Source organism: Microbacterium sp. SORGH_AS_0505 (assembly GCF_030818715.1).
Lineage (GTDB): Bacteria > Actinomycetota > Actinomycetes > Actinomycetales > Microbacteriaceae > Microbacterium.
This window is the reverse complement of record NZ_JAUTAT010000001.1, coordinates 1169893-1192302: the sequence shown is the minus strand read 5'-3', so window position 1 is coordinate 1192302 and position 22410 is coordinate 1169893. Positions and strand designations below refer to the sequence as shown.

The following is a 22410-nucleotide window of genomic DNA, read 5'->3' as shown; positions in this document are numbered from 1 at the left end:
GGCGTCACCGGCGCGACGAACGGCGGGGTTCCCGGTTGTCCAGTCCTGGCGGCGAGGTGCGCGAGGCGCTTACGGTTGACCCACACGACAGAGGGAGTCCCCGTGGCAGACGACGCCGCACCGACGGTCACGCGCAACGACGAGAAGAACCGCTACGAGATCCACGTCGACGGGGCGGTGGCCGGCTACACCCTCTTCACCGTGGACGACGCGGGCCGCACCGTGATGCCCCACACCAAGATCGACGCCGCCTACAAGGGCCAGGGCCTCGGCTCGACCCTCGTCGCCGACGCGCTCGCCGACCTCGCCCGCCGTGGCGACGAGGTCGTCCCTCAGTGCCCGTTCGTCGCGGGCTACCTCGCGGAGCACGACGTCCCCGGCCTCACGGTCGCCTCTCCCGACGCGGAGTGAAGGATGACCCGCCTCGACGCCGACCCGACCGAGACCGTCGACGCCCCGGCATCCTGTGACGGCCCGAGGGCGCTGCTGCTGACCGCCCGCGAGGTGCCGCTCGGCGGCGTCCGCGGCATGCAGGTGCACCGTGCCCTGCCGCAGCGCGAGCTGCCGATGGTCGGCGCCTGGTGCTTCCTCGACCGATTCGGACCGCAGGTCACCACGATGCGAGTCGAGCCGCATCCGCACATCGGCCTGCAGACCGTCACGTGGCCGTTCGCCGGCGAGACCCGCCACCGCGACACCATCGGCTCGGACGTCGTCATCAAGCGCGGGCAGCTGAACATCATGACCAGCGGCGCGGGCATCGCCCACTCCGAGTACTCGATGGGCGACGAGCCCACCGTCACCGACGCCCTGCAGCTCTGGGTCGCACTGCCCGAGTCGCGCCGCCACGGCGGGCCCGACTTCGAGCGGCACACCGATCTGCCCGTCGTGGACCTGGGCGACGGCGCGGCGGCGGTCGTCGTAGTCGGCGAGCTCGCCGGCATCCACTCACCCGCGAGGATGTACACGCCGATCGTCGGCGCGGAGGTGTTCCTCCCCGCGGGAGCCCGCGTGCGGATCCCGCTGAACCCGGCGTGGGAGCACGCCCTCGTGGGTGTCGACGGCGCACCCCTCGTGCACGCCGCCGATGAGGAGTCGGTCGAGCTCGGCGACCACGATCTGCTCTACTTGGGCCTTGCGCGGGAGGTCATCGAGATCGAGGCGCCGACCGATGTCACGGTCTTCGTGCTGGGCGGCGAGCCTTTCGAGAGCGACATCGTCATGTGGTGGAACTTCGTGGGGCGCAGTCACGACGAGATCGTCGCCGCACGGGAGGAGTGGGAGGCGGACTCCCCGCGCTTCGGTCACGTCGTCACCCACGGCGACGAGCGCATCCCGGCGCCGCCGCTGCCCACCGTCCGCCTCACGAAACGCCGCCGGCGGCTCTGAGATCTCAGGTCGCCGTGTCGACCCGGACGACGAGCGAGGCCGTGTACCCCGCATCGACATCCCCGGTCATGGTCGCGAGTTGCAGCGCTCCGCCGTCGTCGCCGAAGACCATGTCCGACGCGAGCGAGAGCCGGCCGAGGTTGCTCGCCGAGTCCCCGTAGCCCGCCCGCGCGTACACGGCCGACGCCGCGGACTGCGGGAACGCCAACTGCGAGGTCGCGATCGCATTCCCCGAGTCCGTGATCGATGCGGCGTCGGGGTAGACCTCGAAGTGGATGTGCGGCCAGCGGCCCGGGTAGCAGCCGGGGAAGATCGACGTGAACGTGACCTGGCCGTCGGCATCCGTCACTTGGACACCGCGAAGCCACGAGCGGTCCTCGACGCCGCTCGTGTACATCGAGTACCGCCCCTCGGCGTCGCAGTGCCACACGTAGACGGCGACCCCCGCGAAGGGACGGTCGCCGTTCGCCATGTCGGTCAGGCGCAGCGTGAACGAGAGGGGCACACCGTCGACGGCGTCACCGCCGCCGACATCGGCGCGGATGTCGCTCCGCACGACTCCGCTGCCCTCGAGCACATCGGGCCCGTTCGAGCCGTCGCCGGGGAACGGTCCGGCCGTCTCCTCGGGGATCTCGCCGGAGGGCAGGGCGGTGGCCGCGCCGCCGGCGGTCGCCGTCGCCGAGGGGGTCGCGGCCGGCGAGGCGGCGGCCGAGCTCGGCGCCACGGACCCGCGCGGCGTGCACGCGGCGAGGAGGGCGGCTCCGGCGGCGATGCCGACGGCGCCGAGCATGCCGCGGCGGGTGAGGAGCGTGCGGATGTCGAAGGCGGCGCCCTGATCGACGACGTCGTCGTCGGGCCGGTCGAGCAACCGGCCTTCGAAAGCGGGGCCGTCGGGTGTGCGAGTCGGTTCGGGGCTGTTCACGGGGCGGTCTCCTCGGTGTCGGATCCCAGCGTGGCGGAGGGGGTGATGCGCCCTCGGTGGCAAGGCTATGGGAACACTGTGGCCGCCGCCGTTCCGCGGTTTTGCACGGCCCAGTGGTTCCGCACGCGCGGATAGCCTTGGACCCGTGACCCGGACCCTACTCTCGACGCGCGTGCTGCTGGTCTGCGCGGCACTCGGAGTGGCGACGGGCCTGCTCGGCGGGGTCGCCGGCATCCTCACGCCGTTCGTGATCGCGGCGGCTCCCTACGCGTACGGCCTCGTCCTCGGTTCCCACGTCCTGCCGGGCATCATCGCGCAGCAGGTTTTCCGGATGCCGCTGGTCGCTTTGACGACGCACGTCCTCGCCGCCCTCGTCGCGAGCGCCGTGAACCCGGCGTGGATAGGCCGGTTCCTCGCCACGGCGCTCTTGTTCGGCGCGATCCAGGAGGGCGTCGCCGCCCTCACCCGCTACCGCGCCTGGGGGCGCTGGCGCTTCTACGTCTCGGCCGTCGCCATCGGGGTCGTCGTCGCCGTGGCGGTCGCCTTCGCCGCCGACCTCACGATCCTCCCCACCTGGGCGCAGGTCGCCTACTTCGTGTTCTCGATCCTCGGGCCCGTCGCGTGGACCGCCGCCGGCCTCGGCGTGGGCTCGAGCCTGCGCCAGGCGGGTGTCGCGCGACAGCCCCTCAGGAGCAGGTAAGGGCAGGCTAACCTAGGAGTCACCCCTCCTCGTTTGGACTCTCGTGACCTCTGCCGACTCCGGCGCCACCGAAGCCCCGCTCGCCCCGGGAGCCCCGCCCGCGCTTCTGCACGTCCGGGATCTCGCGATCGTGCACGAGGGGGCGATTTCGGCATCACCGGCATCCGTCTCGTTCGATGTCGCGGCGGGCGAAGTCGTGCTCCTGCTCGGACCGAGCGGATCGGGGAAGTCCACCCTCGCCCTCGCCCTGAACGGGCTGATCCCCCAAGCCGTGCCGGCCGAGCTCACCGGCACGGTGTCGGTCGCCGGCCTCGACGCGACGACGACACCCGTGGCGACGCTCGCCTCGCGCGTGGGGATGGTCTTCCAGGACCCGGACGCGCAGCTCATCACCGGCTCGCTGCTCGACGACGTCGCCTTCGGCCCCGAGAACCTGCGGCTGCCGGTCGAGGACGTGCTGTCGCGCACCGAGGACGCGCTCCGGGTGATGGGGCTGTGGGAGAGGCGTCACGAGAACCCCGACCGCCTGTCGGGCGGAGGCAAGCAGCGCCTCGCCATCGCGAGCGCGCTCGCCCTCGGTTCCGATCTGCTCGTCCTCGACGAACCCACGGCCAACCTCGACCCGGCCGGCATCGAGGACGTCTACGACGCGCTCACCGCCGTGGTCGCCGACGGTCGATCGATCCTCCTCGTCGAGCACAACCTCGATGCCGCCGTGGGACTCGCCGACCGGGTCGTCGTCCTCGATGCCGCGGGCCGGACGGTCGCCGACGGCGCGGTCGACGAGGTTCTCCGCGAGCGCGCCGAGCAACTCCACACGATGGGTGTGTGGCTGCCCGTGTCGACCCTCGCCGCCCTCGCCCTGCGCCGTGCCGGATGGCGGATCGAGCGGATGCCGCTGACCGCCGCCGAACTCCGCGAGGCCCTCGAGCAGGTCGACGCCCCCGTACCCAGTGCAGGTTCAGATGCGCGGGGGGCGGCCGAACGGGCACCGGATCCGTCGCTGGACCTGCATCCGGCGCACCCGGCGGTCGAGGTGCGCGGGCTCACCCTCCGCCGCGGCCGGCGCGAGGTGCTGCACGACGTCGACCTGGCGGTCGCGCCAGGCGAGTTCGTCGCCGTCGTCGGAGCGAACGGGGCGGGGAAGACCAGCCTGCTGCAGGCGATCGCGGGGGTCGTCCCGCCGCCGCGAGGCACCGTCCGCGTGGCGGGAGCGGACGCCGCGCGCACCCCGCTCCGCGACCTCTCGCGGCGCATCGGGTTCGTCTTCCAGAATCCCGAGCATCAGTTCATCGCTCCCACCGTCTTCGACGAGCTGGCCCACGGCCTGCGCGGCCGTCATCTCTCCGCAGATGAGGTCCGCGAGCAGACGATGGAGGTTCTGACGCGGTTTGGCCTCGAGGACAAGGCCGGCGTCCACCCGTTCCTGCTCTCGGGCGGGCAGAAGCGCCGACTGTCCGTGGGGACGGCCCTCGTCGGCGGCGCGCCGATCCTCGCGCTCGACGAACCGACGTTCGGACAGGATCGCGCGCGCGCCGACGAACTGCTTCGCCTGCTCCGCGGTCTGAACCAGGACGGCACGACGATCCTCGTCGTCACCCACGACATGCAGCTCGTCGCCGAGTACGCGACCCGCACGATCGTCGTCGACGGCGGACGCATCGTCGCCGACGCCCCCACGCGGGACGTGTTCGCCGACGAGGCGCTGCTGCGCCGATCGGGACTGCGCACCCCGCCGCTCACGGCGGCCCTGCGCGGCGTGACGCGGCATCCGTCCCTCAGGACGATCAACCGACTCGCCGACCTCGAGGCGGCGGCCGGATGACCACCGCGATCGACCCCTACGCCGTCGCGGCGCCCGCAGGCGGGTGGCTCACGCGATTGAGTCCGCTGGCCAAGCTCGCCGGTCCGCTGCCGGCGATGCTGCTGCTCATCTTGACGCGCGACCTCGCCACCCCAGCCGTCTTCCTCGGGTCGGCGTACGTCCTCGTGCTCACGGGCGCGCGGCTCACCGGTCGCGTCGCCCTGCTGCTGTTCGTCGCGGTCCCCGTCGGCGCGGCGGTGATCGGCTTGGCGCTGTCGCTGTGGGCCGACCCGGAACGGGTCGATCAGGCAATGCCGATCCTCTCGGTCGGTGACTGGACGCTGTACCTCGGCGCGATCGAGGTGGGGCTGGCGACGGGCCTGCGGCTCGCCGCGATCCTCGCCCTGGGCTTCATCGCGGGGCTCACCACGACGGGCTCCGACCTCGTCCGCGCGCTGGTGCAGCAGCTGCGCGTGCCGTACCGCATCGGGTACACGGCACTCGCCGCGTTCCGCTTCGTGCCGCGCTTCGGCTACGAGCTCGAGGTCATCCGCCAGGCCCACCGGGTGCGCGGAGCCCACGTCGGCCGAGGTCCCCTCGCGGCGATCGCCCGCTGGTGGGGCTACATCGTGCCGCTGCTGGCGGGCGCGATCCGTCACGCCGAGCGTGTGGCGCTCGCGATGGACGCCCGCGCCTTCGGCGCCCACCCCGACCGCACCGAACGGCACCTGCTGCCCTGGCGACGGCGTGACACCGTCTTCACCGCCGTCTTCTGGATCGCCTCGGCGACCGCGCTCATCGCCCTCTTCCCGTGGACCCTGTGACGAAAGGATGGCGATGGCCCGCGCCAGCGCACTCGTGAAACCCGAGGTGCAGGAGCTCCTGCACCTCACCGTCGTGCGGACCGAGAGGATCGCTCCGCACTGGATGCGCGTCACCCTCGGCGGCGGCGAGATCGACCGATTCACCTTCCGCGGGTACGACCAGTGGTTCCGCCTGTTCCTGCCCATCGGCGGTGAGGAGGGGCTCGACCGCATCCCCGCCAAGGCGAACGGGCTGCTGGGGTACCTCCGGTTCCTGCGCATCCCCGAGGGCGTCCGCCCCGTGATGCGCAACTACACCGTGCGGGCGTACCGCGCGGCATCCGCCGACCGCGGCGCCGAGATCGACGTCGACTTCGTCCTGCACGGTGACGGGGATGCCGCGGGTCCGGCCTCGGGATGGGCCGAGCGTGCGCAACCCGGCGAGAGCGTCGTGATCATCGACGAGGGCCTCGGGTTCAACCCGGCGCGCGGAGTGGAGCGCGTCGTGCTCGTCGCCGACGAGACGGGCGCGCCGGCGGTGGCCGGCATCTGCGCCTCGCTACCGGCATCCGCCACCGGCATCGCGATCGTCGAGGCCCCGACCGCGGCGGACGTCCTGCCGATCGACGCCCCTGCCGGTGTCGAGGTCCGCTGGCTGGTGCGGGAGGCGGATGCCGCGCCCGGCCGGAGCGCTCTCGCCGAGCTCGAGCGGCTCGATCCCATGGCGGGCGCCCACTACTTCATCGTCGGCGAGCAGCACCTGCCGACCTCCGCCCGTCGTCACCTCGTCGCTCACAGCGTCGACAAGGCGGCGATCAGCTTCATCGGATACTGGCGCTCGACGACGGGACACTGACATGGGGAAGATCACCACCGCGTACCTGCTCACCTGCGCGGCAATCGGCGTCGCCTCGGGGATCGTGCTCGCGGTCGGATGGTGGGTGTCGCTGGGCGTGTTCGCCACGATCCCTTTCGCGAGCGTCGCGATCGCCGGGCTCTGGGTCATGCCCGCCGTCATCGCCTTGCGCCTGCTCAACCGACCGTTCGCGGGGCTTCTCGTCGGCGTCATCTCGGGTCTCGTCCTCGCACCGTTCTGGACGATCTCCGCGGTCGCGACCACGGTGTTCTGGTCGCTGTTCCCCGAGCTGCCCTTCTTCGTGACCCTGTACCGCCGCTGGGCGACGTGGCTCCACTACGCCGGCGGCGCGGCGGTCGGCGTCGCGTATCCGATCCTCGCCGCGCAGTCGTTCGACCTGTGGTCGATGAGCCCTCCACTCGTCGCGCTGTTCATCGCGCTCTGCGCGGTCAGCTGCCTCGTGGGGACGTGGGCCGGCATCCTCCTCGCCGACCGGTTGCGCGCGGCCGGAGTGGCCCGTCTGGCGCGACGGCGGGCGCCCCGGACCGCCTGAACGGATGCCGCAGAATGCCCCTCGTGCGCGCGTGATCACCGGTGCTACTGTGAGGCACCCTTCCCGCGAGGCCGGCACTCCCGAGGTCGCCGACCGCCCCCCGTGCGGGGGCGGTTCGCGTTTCTGAGGAGGCCCGCGTGACCACGACACCCGTTCACCTGACCCGGCCGGACGGCAAGGGTCTCGCCACCGGCACGCTCGGCCTGTGGGGGTCGACCGTCATCGGCCTCGCTTCGACCGCGCCGGTGTATTCGCTCGTCGCGACGCTCGGTTACGTCGTCCTGGCCGTGGGAGGGCAGGCGCCGATCGCGTTCGTGATCGCGTTCATCCCGATGCTGCTCATCGCCTTCGCCTACCGCGAGCTCAACAACGCCGTCCCCGATTGCGGGACGGCGTTCACATGGGCGACGAAGGCGTTCGGACCGTGGGTGGGGTGGATGGGCGGCTGGGGCGTCGCGATCGCCGGAATGATCGTGCTCGCCAACCTCGCTCAGGTCGGTTCGGTCTACTTCTGGGCTCTCCTCGGGCAGGAGTTCGAGGAGCAGAACGACTGGCGGATCATCCTGGTGGCCGTCGCCTTCATCGCGGCGATGACCTGGATCTCGTGGCGCGGCGTCGAGATCGGCGAGCGCATCCAGAACGTGCTACTCGGCATCCAGTACCTCGCCCTCATCATCTTCGTGATCGCCGCCCTCACGCAGTTCTTCACGGGGGGCGCACCGGACGCGACGCCCTTCAGCTGGGAATGGCTCAACCCGTTCGCGTTCGGCGACTGGGGCGGGTTCGTCGAGGCGATCCTGCTCGCGATCTTCATCTACTGGGGCTGGGACACGTGCCTCGCCCTCAACGAGGAGACGAAGGACCCCAAGCGCATCCCGGGGTTGGCCGCGCTGCTGACCTGCGTCCTCCTCCTCGTCACCTACGTCTCGGTGACGATCGCGGCGATGATGTACGCGGGCCTCGGCGAGGAGGGGGGTGGGCTCGGCAACCCCGAGAACGCCGACGACTTCTTCCTCGGCATCCGCGACGGTCTGCTCGGGCCGTGGGGCTGGCTGCTCGTGGTCGCCGTGCTCATCTCGGCGGTGTCGTCGACGCAGACGACGATCCTCCCGACGGCGCGCGGCACCCTCGCGATGGGCGTCTACCGGGCGCTCCCCGCCAAGTTCAAGGACGTTCACCCCGACTACCGGACGCCCTCGTTCTCGACGCTCGTCATGGGCGTCGTCGCGATTGTCTACTACGTCGTCATGACGACGATCAGCGATGCGATCCTGCAGGACACGATCCTCTCCCTCGGCCTCGCGATCGCCTTCTACTACGCCCTCACGGGGTACGCGTGCGTCTGGTACTTCCGCGCCGACCTGTTCCGCTCCGCGCGCGACTTCTTCTTCAAGGGGCTGTTCCCGCTCATCGGCGCACTCATGCTCACCTACGCGTTCGTCCAGTCGGCGATCGACATGCTCGCTCCCGACTACAGCTACTACGGCACGCTGCTCGGGATCGGCTCGACGTTCGTCGTCGGCATCGGGGCGCTCGCGCTGGGCGTGGTCCTCATGGTCGTCTGGTTCTTCTTCCCCCGGGCCAAGCGCTTCTTCCGTGGCGAGAGCCTCAACCGCGACACCCCCGTCCTCGTCCCCGACGACACCAGCTCGCTCCCCCGTTCGATCGACGGCGGCATCTGACCGCCCGAAAGGAACCTCCCGCATGCGCATCCTCATCATCGGCGCTGGCGGTGTCGGCAGTGCTGCCGCCCGCATCCTCCGCCGCCGCGACTTCTTCGAGGCCGTCGTCATCGCCGATTACGACCCGGCCCGCCCGCAGGCGCTCGTGGACGAGCTCGGCGACGAGCGCTTCGTGGCCGCGCAGGTGGATGCCTCGAGCGCGGAGTCCGTGGCATCCCTCATCCGCGAGCACTCCGCCACCCACGTGCTGAACGCCGTCGACCCCCGGTTCGTCATGCCGATCTTCGACGGCGCGTTCGCGGCCGGGGCGACGTACCTCGACATGGCCATGAGCCTGTCGCAGCGGCATCCGGAGCGCCCCTACGAGAAGGTGGGCGTGAAGCTCGGCGACGCGCAGTTCGCGAAGGAGCAGGAGTGGCAGGATGCCGGGCGCCTGGCGCTCGTCGGGATCGGCGTCGAGCCGGGCCTGTCGGACGTGTTCGCCCGCTACGCCGAGGACGAGCTGTTCGACGAGATCGACGAGCTCGGCGTCCGCGACGGGGCGAACCTCGTCGTCGCCGGCTACGACTTCGCGCCGTCGTTCTCGATCTGGACGACGATCGAGGAGTGCCTGAACCCGCCCGTGATCTACGAGGAGGGGAAGGGCTGGTACGTCACCGAGCCGTTCAGCGAGCCGGAGGTGTTCGACTTCCCCGAGGGGATCGGGCCGGTCGAATGCGTCAACGTCGAGCATGAGGAGGTGCTCCTCATGCCGCGGTGGACCAAGGCCAAGCGCGTGACATTCAAGTACGGCCTCGGCGACGAGTTCATCGAGGTGCTGCGGGTGCTCAACAAGCTCGGCCTCGACAAGACCGACCCGCTGACGGTGAAGGGGGTGCAGGTCTCGCCGCGCGACGTCGTGGCGGCGGCCCTTCCCGACCCCGCCACGATCGGCGACAGGATGAGCGGCAAGACCTGCGCGGGCGTGTGGGTGACAGGCACCGGCAAGGACGGGCAGCCGCGCTCGACGTACCTGTACCACGTGGCTGACAACGAGCAGACGATGCGCGAGGACAACTCGCAGGCCGTCGTCTGGCAGACCGCGATCAACCCCGTCATCGCGCTCGAGCTCCTCGCCCGCGGCACCTGGTCGGGCACGGGCGTGCTCGGCCCCGAGGCGTTCGACGCGAAGCCGTTCCTCGACCTGCTCGCCGCGCCGAAGCCCGAGGGCTACGGCTCGCCGTGGGGCATGCGGGAGCAGCCGCATCCCGTTCCGTCCGAGGCCTGACGCGACCGAGGTCCCGATCGGGCCGGGAAACGTCGCATCGTTTCCGGCCCGATCGGGACCTCGGGTCGTGTGGTCAGCGCTTGCCGGCGATCCGGCGCGAGACGATGTCGCGCATGATCTCGTTCGTGCCGCCGTAGATGCGGTGGACGCGAGCATCGAGGAAGGCGCGCGCGATCGGGTACTCCATGATGTAGCCGTAGCCGCCGTGCAGCTGGACGCAGGCGTCGAGCACCTCCCACTCGCGCTCGGTGGCCCAGAACTTGACCTGGGCGGCATCCTCCGCCGAGAGCTTGTTCTCGCCGTAGAGCGCGATCGCCCGGTCGATGTAGGCCCACATGACGTCGACGGTCGTGACGAGGTCGGCCATCGCGAAGCGCGTGTTCTGGAAGTCGATGATCCGCTGGCCGAACGCCTCACGGTCCTTCGTGTAGGCGATCGTCCATTCGACGCCGGCCTGCGCGGCGGCCGCGCCCGCGACACCGATCGACAGGCGCTCGAGGGGCAGGTTCATCATCAGCTGGACGAACCCCTTGCCCTCCTCACCGCCGATGAGGTTCGCATCGGGGACGAAGACGTCGGTGAAGCTGAGCTCCGCCGTGTCGTGCCCGTGGAAGCCCATCTTGTGCAGCTTCTTGCCGTGATCGAACCCGGCCATGTCGGCCTCGAGCAGCAGCAGCGAGAACGCGTCGGGACGGTTGCCCTCGCCCGTCTTGACGAAGACGACGAAGATGTCGGCTGTCGCGCCGGAGGAGATGAACGTCTTCGCACCGTTGACGATGTAGCCGCCGTCGGTCTTCTTCGCGGTGGTCGAGATGCCGCGGAGGTCGGAGCCTGCACCCGGCTCGGTCATCGCGAGGGCGCCGATGATCTCACCGGTCGCCATGCGCGGCAGCCACTTCTGCTTCTGGGCATCGGTGCCCATGTGGACGAGGTAGGGCACGGCGAGGTCGTCCTGGATGCCGAAAGCGCCGGCGAGCGAGCCCGCTCCGGCGCGGATGATCTCCTCGTTCACGACCGTGCGGAAGCGATAGTCCTGCAGCATGCCCGCGCCGCCGAACTCCTCGGGGACGCTCAGGCCGATGACGCCCGCCTCGCCCGCCGCGAGCATCGTCGCGCGGTCGATCTCGCCGGCGGCATCCCACTGTTCGCGCTTCTCGTTCGTGACATACCGCTTGACGAACTCCTTGACGACGTCGCGGAACGCTTCGTGGTCCTCTTCGTAGATGTTCCGCTCCATGCGCGGCCCCCTTCGTGTCTGTGCTTTCACACACGGCTTTCACACACGCGCGACGCTGCGCTCGTGGCGGCGTCGCCACCGTTCACTGTACGCGCGTCGTGGGATCGAATGCCAGGGCGGGCGCGACTGAGTGCCGCGCCCTCAGTCGTAGTCAGGGGCGGGCTCGAGCCCGAAGAATTCCTCGAGTGTCCGGAACCCGCCGTCCGCATAGGCGGCGGCGAGTTCTCGGCCGATGAAGCGCAGATGCCAGGGTTCGGCCGAATATCCGGTCGTGCCGGTGTGACCCTCTTCGTAGCGGACGATGAATCCGTAGCGCCACGCGTTCTCGACGATCCAGTCCGACTGCGGCGTCCCGCCGAAGCCGTCGTGGTCGCCGCACCCGGCGTCGCACGCGACCACGTCGACGGCGAGTCCCGTCTGGTGCTCGCTGTGCCCCGGGCGCGCGCTGCGCAGGTCGGCCGCCGCCTTCCCGCGGTTCGCGACATGGCGGTTGTAGGTCTCGACCTGGTTGTCGTAGGGGCGGAAACCGCTGCTGACGCCGATGTTCCCAGCACCCGCCGCGGCGAGGTCGATCGCGAGCTCTTCGAGCGCTGCGGCCGTCTGGTCGAGCAACCAGCCGCCCGCGACGATCCGCAGCTCCTGCGGCCGGGCTTGAGGTGTCGGCCAGTGGTCGATCGGGTTCAACGGATGCCGCTTGTTCGCGACCACCCAGACGCGCCCCGCCTCGTGCAGGTCGATGCAGGGCGCCGAGCCGTCGGCGACGGCAGCGCGGAAGAGCTTGGCTCCTCCGAAGGCGGCGATCACATCGCCGTCGGAGCCGGTCGCGAGCGCGGTGGTCACGGCATCCGTCTCGCAGATCGGCGTGGGCTCGTCGACGGGTTCGGCCGTGGGTTCGGTGACGGGGGAAGCCGCCGGGGACGACGCGACAGCGGCAGGATCGGATGCCGGTTCCGCGACGGCCTCGTCGGGTGCGAAGGCACGCGACAGCACGATGACGAGAGTCACCACGACGGCCGTCGCGAGCGTCAGGAGGACGAGGGCCCGGCGCTGCCGTCGACGACGGAGTACTCTTCGCCGGACGGCGCTCCTCGACTCGGACACCGGGACAGTCTGCCAGGAGATCATCGGCATCCGTGGTGTTCGAAAACTCCGCGTGTGTCGTTGACGCAGATTAGTAGATGTGTTCGAATGGGTCGATGCGATGGCAGGGACAGGACATCTCGGCGGTCGACGACGCGGCCCTGCCCGGACTCGAGTCGATGGGCGGCCTCGTCCGATCGGTCACCACGCCGGAGTTCGCCGGGATGACCTTCCACGAGGTCGTCGCGAAGTCGGCGCTCAACCACGTGCCGAGCGGGTCGGCGATGCCGTTCTCGTGGACGGTGAACCCGTATCGAGGCTGCCAACATGCATGTGCCTACTGCTTCGCTCGTCAGACGCACACGTACCTCGACCTCGATGCAGGTGCGGATTTCGATTCTCAGATCGTCGTCAAGGTGAACGTCGCAGAGGTGCTCGCGCGTGAGCTCGCCAAGCCGTCGTGGCGACACGAACCTGTCGCCCTCGGGACGAACACGGATCCGTACCAGCGCGCTGAGGGGCGCTACAAGCTGATGCCCGCCATCATCGATGCACTGACGTCCAGTGGCACACCGTTCTCGATCCTGACGAAGGGCACGCTGCTGCGCCGCGATCTTCCCTTGCTGACGGATGCCGCGACCCACGTCCCGATCCATATCGCCATGTCGATCGCAATCCCCCACGAACCGCTGCGGCAGCTCCTCGAACCGGGAGCCCCGTCGTTCCAGGCACGGCTCGACACGGTGAAGGCCGCAACGGATGCCGGCTTCTCGGTGACCGTCTTCCTCATGCCGATCGTCCCGCACCTGACCGATGGGATCGACGTCCTCGACGATGCGATCGCGCGGATCGCGGCATCCGGAGCACGTCGGGTCGTCTTCGGGGCGCTGCACCTGCGCCCGGGCGCGAAGGAGTGGTTCTGGCAATGGCTCGAGCGGGAGTGTCCGGACCTCGTGCCGGCCTACCGTGGCCTGTACCCGGGCGCCGCCGTGTCGGCGCCGAAGGGCTACCGCTCGTGGCTGTCGGCGCGCGTGCGTCCGCTGCTGCGGCGACACGGCCTGCACGGCCGACTCGAGGAAGAAGACGTCCCGCCGCGCGGGATGGGTCCGGTGCGGACCACGGGGCCGGTCATGAAGACCGCGACCCGGGAACAGGCATCCGCGATGCTGTTCTGACTCAGCCGTCGGGGATCAGGCGCTTGCCGAGGACCGAGGTCGCGTCGCGGGCATAGCCGAGGGTGTCGTAGAACTCCGCGACGGCGTCGTTCCCCTCGCGGACCATGAGCATCACCTTCGGGCAGCCGAGCGCCTCGAGTCGGCGCTCCGCCTCGGCGACCAGCATCCTTCCGATGCCCTCGCTACGGCGGTCCGGGTCGGTCGCGAGGTAGTACAGCCAACCCCGGTGGCCGTCGTAGCCGGCCATGACCGAGCCGACGACGCGATCGCCGTCGGCCGCGACGAGCAAGAGGTCGGGCCAGACGGCGCGCGCACGTGCGATGTCGCGGTGCGGATCGTTCCAGGGACGCGTCAGACCGCACGCGTGCCAGAGCGACACGACCTGCTCGACGTCGGGATCACCGAGGGGGCGGATGACAACCGGCATCCGCCCACCCTAGTGAGAACCCTCAGGCGTCGACGTTGGCGGCCTGGCGGCCCGTGATCTCCTCGAGCACGTCGTCGCCGGCGCGCGCCTCGTCGAACGGCGCGTCGATCTCGGCACGCTCCAGCATCTCGGTCATGCGACGGCGACGCTGACGCGTGATGAGGGTGACGACCGTGCCCGCGCGGCCCGCGCGACCGGTACGGCCGGAGCGGTGCGTGTACGTCTTGTACTCGTCGGGCGCGTCGGCCTGGACGACCAGGTCGATGTCGTCGACGTGGATGCCGCGGGCCGCGACATCGGTCGCGACGAGGACGTTCACCTTGCCGTCGGTCAGGCGCTGCAGGTTGCGCGTGCGCTTGGCCTGGTTCAGGTCACCGTGGAGGGCGACGGCGGCGATCCCGGCATCCTCGAACTGCTCGACGAGCATCTCGGAGTAGGCGCGCGTACGGGTGAAGACGAGCGTCTTGCCGTCGCGGTCGACCAGCGACGTGAGGATCTCGGCCTTGTCGCGGTGGTCGATCACGAGCACGCGGTGGTCGATCGTGCTGGTCTCCTGCGTCTCGCCGGCGACCTCGTAGACGGCCGGGTCGACGAGGAACTCGTCGACGAGCGCGGCGACCTCGCGGTCGAGCGTGGCCGAGAAGAGGAGCTTCTGCGCGTCGTCCTGCACGAGGCGCAGGATGCGCTGCATCGGCTCGAGGAAGCCCAGTTCGCTCATGTGGTCCGCCTCGTCGAGGACGACGATGCCGACCTCCGACAGGTCGAGCTTGCCCTGCTTCTCGAGGTCCTCGATGCGGCCGGGAGTGCCGATGACGATGTCGACGCCCTTCTTGAGCGCGCCGACCTGACGGCCCTGCGGCACGCCGCCGTAGACCTGCGTCGTGAACAGTCCCACGCTCTGCGCGAGCTCCTGCACGGTGCGGTCGATCTGCAGCGCGAGCTCGCGCGTCGGCGCGAGGATCAGGGCCTGCGGCGAACGGCCCCAGGCGCGGCGCTTGCCGGCCTGACCGCGCAGCACGCGCTCGACGAGCGGAGCGCCGAAGGCGATCGTCTTGCCCGAGCCGGTGCGGCCACGGGCGAGGACGTCACGACCGTCGAGGATCGGGCGGACCGTGGCCGCCTGGATCGGGAACGGGCTCGTGGCGCCGAGGCCCTCGAGGGTCCGGACGATGTTCTGGCCGAGGCCGAGGTCGCTGAACGAAGCCTGCTCGACGGATGCGGCATCCACCGCTTCGGCCTGGAGACGCTCGTGCACGACGTCGACGTGGTCCTGGTGCGCCTTCGACTTCTCGGCGGCTTGCCAATCCGACCGGTTCGCTCGCTCGTCGCGGCGGGGCCGGTCGTCCCGGCGGGGACGGTCGTCGCGCTGCGGGCGGTCGTTGCGGTCGAAACGCGGACGCTCGGTCCGGTCATCACGACGGGGACGGTCATCGAACGACCGAGCCGGACGCTCGTTCCGGTCGAAGCGCGGACGCTCGGTCCGGTCATCACGACGGGGACGGTCGTCGCGCTGCGGGCGGTCGTTGCGGTCGAAACGCGGACGCTCCGTCCGGTCATCACGACGCGGACGGTCATCGAACGAACGCGCGGGGCGGTCGTTGCGGTCGAAGCGCGGACGCTCGGTCCGGTCATCACGACGGGGACGGTCATCGAACGACCGAGCCGGACGGTCGTTCCGGTCGAAACGCGGACGCTCAGCGACACCGGAACGATCGAAACGCGGACGCTCGGTCCGGTCATCCCGACGCGGACGGTCGTCGAAGCTGCGCGCCGGACGCTCGCTGCGGTCGAAACGGGGGCGCTCGGTGCGGTCGTCGCGACGCGGACGGTCATCGAACGACCGAGCCGGACGCTCGTTCCGGTCGAAACGCGGCCGCTCAGCACCACCGGAACGATCGAAACGGGGACGCTCGGCGCGGTCGAAACGCGGACGCTCGCCCTCGGCGTCGCGACGGGGACGGTCGTCGAAGCCGCGGTCGCCGCGGGCGTTCGAACGGATGCCGCGGGCTTCTGCCCGGCCGGCGCGGTCCTGTTCGGTCCAGCGGCCCTTGGCGGGTGCCGACTCCTCGGCGGCGCGGAAGCCGCGGTGCTTGGGGCTCTTACTGCCGGCGGTTCCGGCGGAGGCCTGACCGGGGCGACGCTTCGCGTCCTGGTACGAGGTCTTCTTGCCGTAGCGGGGTTCGAAGTTCTGCGCGCGGCCGCCGGCCGGCTTCTTGTTCTTGGGCATGCGTGTGCTTTCTGAGTTCTCGCACGAAACAGCGCCGTGCGCGCACGCACGGTGAGACCCGGACTTCCGTCGGCCGGGGGCCATTCCAGTTACTGGTTCCGAAACCGCGGATCGGGTTTAGAGATCGGCCCCGAGGACTACACAGGATGCCCGCGCACAGCGCGGTGTCCTCCGCCGACTGCTCCACGATACCCGCCTCACCTGTGAAGCGGCCGCGCGGATACGCTGGCCGCATGGCCGCCGACCCCACCGGAACCCGCTTCACCCTCCACACCGCTGGCGTCTCCGCCGAGATCACCGAGGTGGGCGCCGCGCTCCGCGCGCTGCGCGTCGGGGAGGTCGACCTCGTCCCCGACTACCCCGACGACGTGCCGACACCCGCGGCATCCGGGATCGTCCTGGTGCCGTGGCCGAACCGCATCCGCGACGGCCGCTGGGAGGACGACGGCGAGCTCCGCCAGCTCGCGATCACCGAGCCGAAGTTCGGCAACGCGTCGCACGGGCTGCTGCGGTTCGCGCCGTACCGGGCGGAGGAGCAGACGGATGCCGCCCTCACCCTGCGCGCGGACGTGTTCCCGCAGTCGGGGTACCCGTACCACCTCGACAACCGGGTGACCTACGCGCTCGAGGAGCGCGGACTGCGCGTCACCCACGCGATCACGAATGTCGGAGCCGGCGACGCGCCCGTCGCGGTCGGAACCCATCCCTACTTCCGCATCTCCGACGTCGACACGGCCGACCTGTCGCTGCAGCTCGAGGCGCGGACGTGGTTCCGCCTCGACGAGCAGAACATCCCCATCGCCGAGGAGCTGGTCGACGAGGCGCACGACCTGAGCTCACCGCGACGCGTCGGTGACCTGTCGCTCGACGTCGCGTTCGCCGGGCTCCCCCGCCGGGGCGGTCGCATCGAGGCTCACCTCGTCGCACCTGACTCCCGGCGCCTCACGGTGTGGGCGGGCGAGGGCTTCGAGTACGTGCAGGTGTTCACGACCGATCGGTTCCCCGGGCACGACGTCGCCGTCGCGATCGAGCCGATGACGGCGCCGGCCGACGCATTCAACTCCGGACGGAGCCTCCGCCGACTCGCGCCCGGCGAGACGTGGACGCTCGAGTGGGGCGTCGACCTCACCGAGGCCGACTGACCCTCACTCCTCGCGCCGCGGCTCGTCCGCGCCCGGCTCTTCGACGTCAGGCTCCTCGACCGCGGCCGGCTCGTCCATCGGGATCTCGATGTCCGGAGCCTCCTCGATGACGAGCGCCGTGTCGACGGCCGCAGCACCCGTGACGGCGACGGATGCCGCATCCCGCCGCGCGCGCCGCGTCAGCGGAGCCTGGCTTCCCGCCGACGCACCGGCGACAGCCGGGACGACGTCGCCGCGCCTGGCGGCACGACGCTCCTTAGCACCCTCGACGAGGTTGTAGAGGGCGGGAAGGACCAGCAGCGTCAGGATCGTCGACGACACGAGGCCGCCGATGACGACGATCGCGAGCGGCTGCGAGATGAACCCGCCGTGTCCGGTGATGCCGAGCGCCATCGGCGTGAGCGCGAAGATCGTCGCCAGGGCCGTCATGAGGATGGGTCGCAGACGGCGAGCGCCACCGGCGAGCACCGCCTCGGGGGTCGACAGACCCTTCTCGCGGTACTGGTTGACGAGGTCGATGAGGACGATCGCGTTCGTCACGACGATGCCGACGAGCATCAGCACGCCGATGAGCGACGCGACACCCAGGGGCACACCCGAGACGATCTGCAGCAGGATCGCACCGGTCGCCGCGAAGGGAACCGAAATCAGCAGCAGGATCGGCTGACGCAGCGACTTGAAGGTCGCGACCATCACGATGTAGACGATCAGGATGGCGGCGAGGATGGCGAGACCCAGCTGCGCGAAGGCATCCTGCTGCTGCGTCACGACGCCGCCGACCTCCGCGTCCGCTCCCTGCGGGAGGTCGGCGCCTGCGAGCGCCGCGGTCACGGCGGCGCCCGCCGCGTTCAGGTCGTCACTCGCAGGGGTGACGGTGACGGTCGCCGTCCGCTGACCACGCTCGCTCGTGATGGACGAGGGCCCCTCGGACTGCTCGACCGTCGCGACCTCGTCGAGGCGGATGAGTCCCGACGCGCTCGCGATCTCGAGTCCGCGGAGCTTCTCGATGGTGTCGGGGATTTCGGCGGCCTTGAGGTAGACGGTCAGGGTCGAGTCGTCGATCTCGACGGTGCCGATCTGGCGCGGCTGCATCGTGTTCGCGACGAGCCCGCCGACCGCGACCTCCGACAGGCCGAGCTCCGCCGCCTTGTCGCGGTCGACGGCGACCGAGACGAAGGGGAGGGATGCCGACAGGTTCGAGTCGACCTGGTCGACGCCGTCGGCGTCCTTCAAGGCCGCGACGACCTTGTCGGTGGCGTCGCGGAGAACACCGGCATCGGGCGCCGTGATGTCGACCTCGACGTCGGTCGAGCCGAACCCGCCCTGGGCGGCCGCGACGGTGATCTCACCGGCATCCTCCACGTCGGCGACGGCCTTCTGCACGTCGGTGCGGATCTGCTCCTGGTCGGCGTCGGGGTCGGTCGTGATCGAGTAGGTGATGCCCGTTCCGCCGCCCGAGAAGGCGTCGCGGAGCGCGGAACCGGTGGAGCCGATCGAGGTCTGCACGGTGTCGACGCCGTCCACGTCGAGGAGGACCTCTTCGACGCGCTTCGCCGCGGCATCCTGCGCGTCGAGGCTCGCGGTCGCGCCGATGTCCTGGCGGACGGTGAAGGTGTTCTGACCCGAGTCGCCCAGGAAGTTGACCTTCATGAGCGGCACCGCCAGGATCGTCCCCCCCAGCACGAGGACGGCGAGGAGGATCGTGACGACCGAGTGCCGAAGCGTCCAGCGGAGCACAGGGAGGTACGACTTCTGCAGTCGGGTCGGCGGGGCGGCGGGGTCTTCGGGGTCGATGGCCCGGCCCGCGGCATCCAGAACCGGCTTGCCCGGCCGCAGGAACCAGTACGCCAGCACGGGCACGATCGTCAGCGCGACGAAGAGCGAGGCGAGCATCGCGATCGTGACGGTCAGTGCGAACGGGCGGAACAGCTCGCCCGTGAGGTCGCCGACGAAGGCGATGGGGAGGAAGACGGCGACGGTCGTGAGGGTGGATGCCGTGATCGCCGACGCCACCTCCCGGACCGCCAGGCGGATCGAGGCCAGCTTGTCGGCATCGCCGACGTAGTGCCGCTTGATGTTCTCGATGACGACGATGGAGTCGTCGACGACGCGTCCGATCGCGATCGTCAGCGCGCCGAGCGTCAGGATGTTGAGCGAGTAGCCGAACGCCTGGATGCCGATGAACGTGATGAGCACGCTCGTCGGGATCGAGATGGCGGTGACGAGCGTCGAGCGCACCGACAGCAGGAAGATCAGGATGACGACGACGGCGAACGCGAGGCCGAGCAGTCCCTCCTGAGCGAGCGCCTCGATCGACTGCTCGATGTACGGCGCCTGGTCGAAGACCACCGTGACGGTCGCGCCGTTGCCGAGGTCGTCCTTGATCGTGGACAGCGAGTCGCGGACGAGGTGCGAGACGTCGACGGTGTTGGCTGCGGGAAGCTTCGTGATCGACACGGTGAGCGCCGGCTTGCCGTCGACGCGCGAGATCGACGTCACGGGGTCTGTGTCGAGGACGACCTTCGCGACGTCGCCGATCGTGACATCTCCCGCGGCGATCTGGTCGGCGTCGGTCGGGACGAGCGGGAGATCCGAGATGCCGTCGACGGAGTCGAGCTTCGTGCCCGTCTGCACCGTGAGGGTCTGGTCGCCCTCCGAGACGGTGCCGCCGGGGAAGAGCGTGCCGTTCTGGTCGAGGGCGTCGGTGATCGCCGTCTGGGTGTAGCCGGCCTCTGCGAGCTTCTCCTGATCGGGCGTGATCGTGACGCGCGAGGTTCGACCACCGACGATCTGCGCGGCGGCGACGCCGTCGAGATCCTCGATGTCGGGGATCACGGCGTTCTCGAGTCGGTCCTGCACGGCGGTCTCGTCGCTGTAGCCGGTCACGGCGATCGAGATGACCGGCAGGTCGTCGGTCGAGAAGGCGAGAACGTTGGTGTCGAGGTCGTCGGGCAGCGAGTCGAGTCTGTTGATCGCTTGGAGGATCTTCTGCTCCGCCGTCGCGAGGTCGGTGCCGTAGGCGAAGGATGCCTGGACGATCGACGCGTTCGTCGTGCTCGTCGACGTCGTGGACTCGAGGTCGGGGACGGCCTGGATGGCCTGTTCGATCGGGGTCGACACGTCGTTGTTCACGACGTCGGGAGAGGCGCCCGGGTAGGTCGTCAGAATCGACAGCTGCGGCAGCTGGATGGGCGGGATCAGCTCCTGCTTGAGGCTCGTGAGTGCGAGGCCTCCGAAGATCGCGGCGACGATCGTGATGAGGGCGATGAGCGCACGGTTCTTGAGGCTCAGGACGGCGAGGTGAGACAACGGGGGCCTGTTTCCACGATGCAGGGGGCGGTGCGGGGACGCGCGCCAGTATTTCACGCGTGTCAGCCCCCGAGGCTGGGAACCGTCGTCAGGCGAGGATGAGCGTTCGGATGGCGGATTCGGGCGAGACCGTGGTGTCGAGGATCAGGCCTCGCCGATACCGGTCGAAGACCCTCGGGTCGATGTACGAACTCCTCGCGACCGTGGGGGTGTTGCCGAGAGCTTCGGCAGTGACCTTCACCGCGCGCACCTCGGCCCGTTTGAGGTCGCTCTTCTTCGTCGCCGGGCCGATCTGAGCGAGCGCTTCCGCTGCGGTGATGGTGCCGCGGAGAGTGCGGAAGTCCTTGGCCGTGAAGGTTCCGCCGGTCATCGACCGGACGTAGAGATTCACGTCCCGGGCGCTCAGTGCGACGCGCCGACGCCCGCGCAGGTACGCCAGGAGGGGCGAACTGGGACGCCCTCCGACGAGCAGCTCGACCGCCGCAGCGAGGTCCACGTCGTCGACTTCCATCTCCTGCCGCTGACCGCTCTTGCCGGGGAACCGCAGCGCGACGACGGTGCCGTCGACCACCGCGTCGCGACGGAGCAGCGTCGTGAGCCCGCGGCTGCCGTGCTTGACGAGGTACCGCTCAGCGCCCACGCGCGGGGCGGCGAGGTCGAGAAGACGGAAGGCTGCGGCGAGGACGCGCTCCTGATCGATGTCTTCCCGGCGGAGCGATGTGGTGACCCGTCCGCGGGCCCGCGGCAGAGCCTCGGCGAGCTGCAGGGCTCTGGCGTACTTGCCTTTATCGCGGCCGGCGGTCCACTGCGGGTGGTATCGGTACTGCACCCGCCCCGCCTCATCGACGCCGGTCGCTTGGACATGGCCGTTCGCGTCGGCGCAGATCCACACGTCCTGCCATGCCGGCGGCAGCACGAGGGCGCGCACGCGGTCGGCCTCCGCCTTCGGAAGCGGAGAACCGTCGGCATCCACATAGCGGAAGCCGGTGCCGGAACGCATCCGCCGGTATCCGAGGTCGACACCCGGCCGTACGCGCTTGAGTCGTGGCACGTCAGTGCGATCGGAGCATGTCGATGAGCTCCGCCTTTCGAGCGTGCGAGTACCCGTTGAGCCCGAGCTCCTTCGCCCTCGAGCGGAGGTCGGCCACCGTCCAGTCCTCGTAGTCGCCGGCCTGACCGCCGCGCTTGCCGACCGCCTTCCGACCGTCGCGGGCGGCAGCGTTGGAGATGCGCGCGGCCTTCTCCTTCGACGCCCCGTCGGCGCGGAGCTCCTCGTACAGTTCGGGGTCTTTCAGGCTGTTCGAGCCGCGTCCTGCCGGCATGGTGCATCCGCCTCACGTGTCGATCACGGGCAAGGATCGCCCGCGTGCGGCCACGTTATGTCACCGCATGGCCGACCTGTCAAGGCCTGTCGTCACCTGAGAGAACGCTGATAGCAATGTCTGGACGCACACCCGCGTCACCCCCGCCCCGGCGGACAACGGAGACAATCAGAGGGAGCCTCCAATGAACCTCGCACTCATCATCATCATCGTGATCGCCATCGTGCTGGCGATCGTGGGTGGCATCACGGAAGGCCTCCAGTTCCTGCTGTGGGTCGCCATCATCGTCGGTGTCATCGCCCTGATCGCCTTCTTGCTGCGAGTACTGCGCAAGAACACATGATCGTCTGACGCGCTCCCCCAGGCGTGTCAGCGGCGCTCTCCCCCAGAGCGCAACGAGGCCCCCTCCCGTTCACGGTCGAGGGGGCCTCATCATTCCCGGCATCCGTTCTCGACACTCGAGATATATCGTGTTATCTTCTGTCCAACGCGATATATCTTGACTCGCGCTCACC

20 protein-coding genes are annotated in these 22410 nt (G+C 70.0%); 12 read left to right on the top strand and 8 right to left on the bottom strand.

The genetic code is table 11. The annotated features are described in order from the left end of the window. Positions 1-102: 102 nt before the first annotated feature. Both QE428_RS05960 and QE428_RS05955 read left to right on the top strand, forming a co-directional pair. Positions 103-411, top strand: coding sequence for a GNAT family N-acetyltransferase (locus tag QE428_RS05960; RefSeq protein ID WP_307466917.1), 309 nt, complete (start codon positions 103-105; stop codon positions 409-411). 3 nt (positions 412-414) lie between these two features. Beyond that, positions 415-1389: a pirin family protein gene (locus QE428_RS05955; protein WP_307466913.1), complete on the top strand. Its 975-nt coding sequence runs from the start codon at positions 415-417 to the stop codon at positions 1387-1389. A 4-nt stretch (positions 1390-1393) separates the two neighbouring features. Here the strand turns inward: QE428_RS05955 and QE428_RS05950 are convergent, their stop codons facing one another. Further along, positions 1394-2311, bottom strand: coding sequence for an intradiol ring-cleavage dioxygenase (locus QE428_RS05950; protein WP_307466911.1), 918 nt, complete (start codon positions 2309-2311; stop codon positions 1394-1396). 145 nt (positions 2312-2456) lie between these two features. On the opposite strand from QE428_RS05950, the gene QE428_RS05945 reads away from it, so the two are divergent. The 7 genes from QE428_RS05945 to QE428_RS05915 all read left to right on the top strand — a co-directional run bounded on the left by QE428_RS05945 (position 2457) and on the right by QE428_RS05915 (position 9976). Beyond that, positions 2457-3011, top strand: a complete 555-nt coding sequence (locus QE428_RS05945; protein WP_307466908.1) for an ECF transporter S component — start codon at positions 2457-2459, stop codon at positions 3009-3011. 43 nt (positions 3012-3054) lie between these two features. Then, positions 3055-4836: an ABC transporter ATP-binding protein gene (locus tag QE428_RS05940; RefSeq protein WP_307466905.1), complete on the top strand. Its 1782-nt coding sequence runs from the start codon at positions 3055-3057 to the stop codon at positions 4834-4836. Then, a complete protein-coding gene (locus QE428_RS05935; protein ID WP_307466901.1) occupies positions 4833-5639 on the top strand; it encodes an energy-coupling factor transporter transmembrane protein EcfT in 807 nt (268 codons plus the stop codon). The genes QE428_RS05940 and QE428_RS05935 overlap by 4 nt, the downstream gene beginning before the upstream one ends. 13 nt (positions 5640-5652) lie before the next feature. Continuing rightward, a complete protein-coding gene (locus QE428_RS05930; protein WP_307466898.1) occupies positions 5653-6474 on the top strand; it encodes a siderophore-interacting protein in 822 nt (273 codons plus the stop codon). A 1-nt stretch (position 6475) separates the two neighbouring features. Continuing rightward, entirely contained in the window at positions 6476-7027 is a 552-nt protein-coding gene (locus QE428_RS05925) for an ECF transporter S component (RefSeq protein ID WP_307466895.1), read from the top strand. A 137-nt stretch (positions 7028-7164) separates the two neighbouring features. Continuing rightward, positions 7165-8709 carry an APC family permease gene (locus QE428_RS05920; RefSeq protein WP_133398846.1) on the top strand — a complete coding sequence of 515 codons (1545 nt, stop codon included), beginning with the start codon at positions 7165-7167 and terminating at the stop codon, positions 8707-8709. Between the two features lie 22 nt (positions 8710-8731). Next, complete coding sequence (locus tag QE428_RS05915; protein ID WP_133398847.1) at positions 8732-9976, top strand: saccharopine dehydrogenase family protein; 1245 nt, start codon at positions 8732-8734, stop codon at positions 9974-9976. Positions 9977-10049: 73 nt separating this feature from the next. Here the strand turns inward: QE428_RS05915 and QE428_RS05910 are convergent, their stop codons facing one another. Both QE428_RS05910 and QE428_RS05905 read right to left on the bottom strand, forming a co-directional pair. Further along, entirely contained in the window at positions 10050-11213 is a 1164-nt protein-coding gene (locus QE428_RS05910; protein ID WP_307466889.1) for an acyl-CoA dehydrogenase family protein, read from the bottom strand. Between the two features lie 141 nt (positions 11214-11354). Next, on the bottom strand, positions 11355-12314 hold the full coding sequence (locus QE428_RS05905) for a M15 family metallopeptidase (protein ID WP_307466886.1): 960 nt from the start codon (positions 12312-12314) through the stop codon (positions 11355-11357). Between the two features lie 95 nt (positions 12315-12409). On the opposite strand from QE428_RS05905, the gene QE428_RS05900 reads away from it, so the two are divergent. Beyond that, positions 12410-13468 carry an Rv2578c family radical SAM protein gene (locus QE428_RS05900; protein ID WP_307466883.1) on the top strand — a complete coding sequence of 353 codons (1059 nt, stop codon included), beginning with the start codon at positions 12410-12412 and terminating at the stop codon, positions 13466-13468. 1 nt (position 13469) lies between these two features. Here the strand turns inward: QE428_RS05900 and QE428_RS05895 are convergent, their stop codons facing one another. Next, positions 13470-13895 (bottom strand): GNAT family acetyltransferase, encoded by a 426-nt coding sequence (locus tag QE428_RS05895; protein WP_307466880.1) that lies wholly within the window; start codon positions 13893-13895, stop codon positions 13470-13472. Between the two features lie 22 nt (positions 13896-13917). After that, a complete protein-coding gene (locus QE428_RS05890; protein ID WP_307466877.1) occupies positions 13918-16122 on the bottom strand; it encodes a DEAD/DEAH box helicase in 2205 nt (734 codons plus the stop codon). A gap of 233 nt (positions 16123-16355) precedes the next feature. Here QE428_RS05890 and QE428_RS05885 point away from each other — a divergent pair, with 233 nt between their 5' ends. After that, on the top strand, positions 16356-17264 hold the full coding sequence (locus QE428_RS05885; protein WP_307466874.1) for an aldose 1-epimerase family protein: 909 nt from the start codon (positions 16356-16358) through the stop codon (positions 17262-17264). Positions 17265-17267: 3 nt separating this feature from the next. Here the strand turns inward: QE428_RS05885 and QE428_RS05880 are convergent, their stop codons facing one another. From QE428_RS05880 to QE428_RS05870, 3 genes are all read right to left on the bottom strand, one after another. After that, positions 17268-20573, bottom strand: a complete 3306-nt coding sequence (locus tag QE428_RS05880) for an efflux RND transporter permease subunit (RefSeq protein WP_307466871.1) — start codon at positions 20571-20573, stop codon at positions 17268-17270. A gap of 88 nt (positions 20574-20661) precedes the next feature. Continuing rightward, positions 20662-21624 (bottom strand): DNA topoisomerase IB, encoded by a 963-nt coding sequence (locus QE428_RS05875; protein WP_307466868.1) that lies wholly within the window; start codon positions 21622-21624, stop codon positions 20662-20664. A gap of 1 nt (position 21625) precedes the next feature. Beyond that, a complete protein-coding gene (locus QE428_RS05870; protein ID WP_307466866.1) occupies positions 21626-21895 on the bottom strand; it encodes a Rho termination factor N-terminal domain-containing protein in 270 nt (89 codons plus the stop codon). A gap of 184 nt (positions 21896-22079) precedes the next feature. On the opposite strand from QE428_RS05870, the gene QE428_RS05865 reads away from it, so the two are divergent. Then, entirely contained in the window at positions 22080-22238 is a 159-nt protein-coding gene (locus tag QE428_RS05865; protein ID WP_164499361.1) for a hypothetical protein, read from the top strand. Positions 22239-22410: the final 172 nt, after the last annotated feature.